The sequence below is a fragment of the Mycobacterium helveticum genome (assembly GCF_007714205.1).
In the GTDB taxonomy this organism is placed as follows: Bacteria; Actinomycetota; Actinomycetes; order Mycobacteriales; family Mycobacteriaceae; genus Mycobacterium; species Mycobacterium helveticum.
Genome location: NZ_VMQU01000249.1, coordinates 1 through 2,437, shown reverse-complemented (window position 1 = coordinate 2,437; position 2,437 = coordinate 1). Strand labels below are relative to the sequence as shown.

1 protein-coding gene is annotated in these 2,437 nt (G+C 60.5%); it reads left to right on the top strand.

All coding sequences use genetic code 11. The features are described from left to right. Positions 1-2,436, top strand: a 2,436-nt coding sequence (locus FPZ47_RS27190) for an MMPL/RND family transporter (protein WP_144957340.1), incomplete at its 5' end; no start/stop codon positions are given. Between the last annotated feature and the right edge of the window lies 1 nt (position 2,437).

Below are 2,437 nucleotides of genomic sequence, written 5' to 3'. Positions count from 1 at the left end.
GTGCCTGCGCCGTCGGGGGTCAAGGCCTATGTGACCGGCGCTGGGGCGTTGATCGCCGATCAGCACTGGGCCGGACAAAAGAGCCTCCAGAAGGTCACGATCATCACCTTCGTGGTGATCATCGTGATGTTGCTGTGGGTATACCGCTCGATTATCACCGTGTTCAGCACGTTGTTCATGGTGGTGATCGAGGTGATGGCGGCTCGGGGGGTTGTCGCTTTCCTGGCCTACAACAACATCATGGGATTGTCGACCTTCGCGGTTAATATTTTGGTGCTGTTGGCCATCGCCGCTGGGACAGACTATGCGATCTTTATTCTCGGCCGATATCAAGAGGCGCGCGGCCTAGGCGAGGACCGCGAAAAAGCCTTCTACACCATGTTCCACGGAACCGCGCACGTCGTCCTTGGCTCTGGCCTGACTATTGCCGGTGCGATGTATTGCCTGAGCTTTACCCGGCTTCCGTATTTCCAGACTATGGGTATCCCTTGTGCGGTCGGGATGCTGGTCGCCGTTGCTGCCGCGCTGACCTTGGGTCCGGCGGTCCTGACCGTCGGCAGTTTCTTCAAGCTGTTCGATCCTAAGCGCAAGATGCGGACCCGGGGATGGCGACGGGTGGGCACCGCGATCGTGCGCTGGCCCGGGCCAATTCTCGCGGTGTCAGTCGCGATCGCCCTCATCGGTCTACTCGCCCTACCCGGTTATCAAACCAATTACGACAACCGGCTGTATTTACCCCCGAGCGTCCCCGCGAATATCGGCTACGCCGCCGCCGAACGGCATTTCCCCGCGTCCCGGATGAATCCGGAATTGTTGATGATCGAGACCGATCACGACATGCGCAACCCGGCGGGCATGCTGGTGTTGGACCGGATCGCCAGGGGGGTCTTCCACATCCCGGGTGTCGCGCGCGTCCAGGCGATCACCCGGCCGCTGGGAACGCCGATCGAGCACACCTCAATCCCGTTCCAGATCAGCATGCAAAACACCACGCAGGTCGAAAACCAGCAGTACATGCACCAGCGCATGGACGACATGCTCAAGCAGGCCGACGCGATGCAACAGTCCATCGACACCATGCAGCGCATGTACAACATCACCTCGCAGATGGCCGCGGTCACCCACCACATGGACGGCCTCACGCATGAAATGTTGGATGTCACAAACACATTGCGCGACAACATCGCCAACTTCGATGATTTCTTCCGGCCGATTCGCAGCTACTTCTACTGGGAAAAGCACTGCTTCGACATCCCGGGCTGCTGGTCGCTGCGATCCCTCTTCGACGCGCTCGACGGTCTGGATCAGATCACCGAAAAATTCACCTATCTTGCCGGCGACATATCTCAGCTGGACGCCTTGATGCCGCAGATGCTGGCGCAGATGCCGCCCATGATCGCCACCATGACGACCATGAAGCAAATGATGCTGACCATGCACAGCTCGATGTCGTCGCTGTATGACCAGATGGACGTGATGAGCCAAAACTCGACCGCCATGGGCCAGGCCTTCGACGCCGCCAAGAACGACGACTCGTTCTACATCCCGCCGGAAGTCTTCGACAACCCCGACTTCAAGCGCGGTCTGAAGATGTTCCTGTCGCCGGACGGGCACGCGGCCCGCTTCATCATCTCCCATGAAGGGGATCCCGCGACCCCGGAAGGCATTTCGCACGTCGAGCCGATCAAGAACGCAGCCAAGGAAGCCATCAAGGGAACTCCGCTGGAGGGCGCCAAGATCTACCTTGCCGGCACCGCCGCGGTCTACAAGGACATGCGCGACGGCTCCAAATACGACCTGATGATCGCGGCAATAGCTGCGGCCAGCCTGATTTTGATCATCATGCTGATCATCACCCGAAGCCTGGTCGCCGCGGTCACCATCGTGGGCACGGTGCTGATCTCGTTGGGCGCCTCGTTCGGACTGTCCGTGCTGGTGTGGCAGGACATCATCGGCTTCAAACTGCACTGGATGGTGCTGGCGATGTCCATCATCTTGATGCTGGCCGTCGGATCCGACTACAACCTGCTGCTGGTGTCCCGTTTCAAAGAAGAAATCGGTGCCGGTTTGAAAACCGGAATCATCCGCTCGATGGCCGGCACCGGTGCGGTGGTGACGTCTGCGGGCCTGGTCTTCGCCGCCACCATGGCCTCGTTCATATTCAGCGATTTGAAAGTCGTCGGGCAGGTCGGCACCACCATCGGCCTGGGTCTGCTGTTCGACACCCTGATCGTGCGCTCATTCATGATGCCGTCCGTCGCCGCGCTGCTGGGGCGCTGGTTCTGGTGGCCGCAACAAGTACGCACTCGCCCGGCCAGCCAGCTACTTCGGCCCTACGGGCCACGTTCGGCGGTTCGCGCCTACCTGCTGCCCCGGCAAGATGACCCGCAGTCGGCGACCACCGACCGGTTCCCGGCGGCCTCACCGCACTACTAAG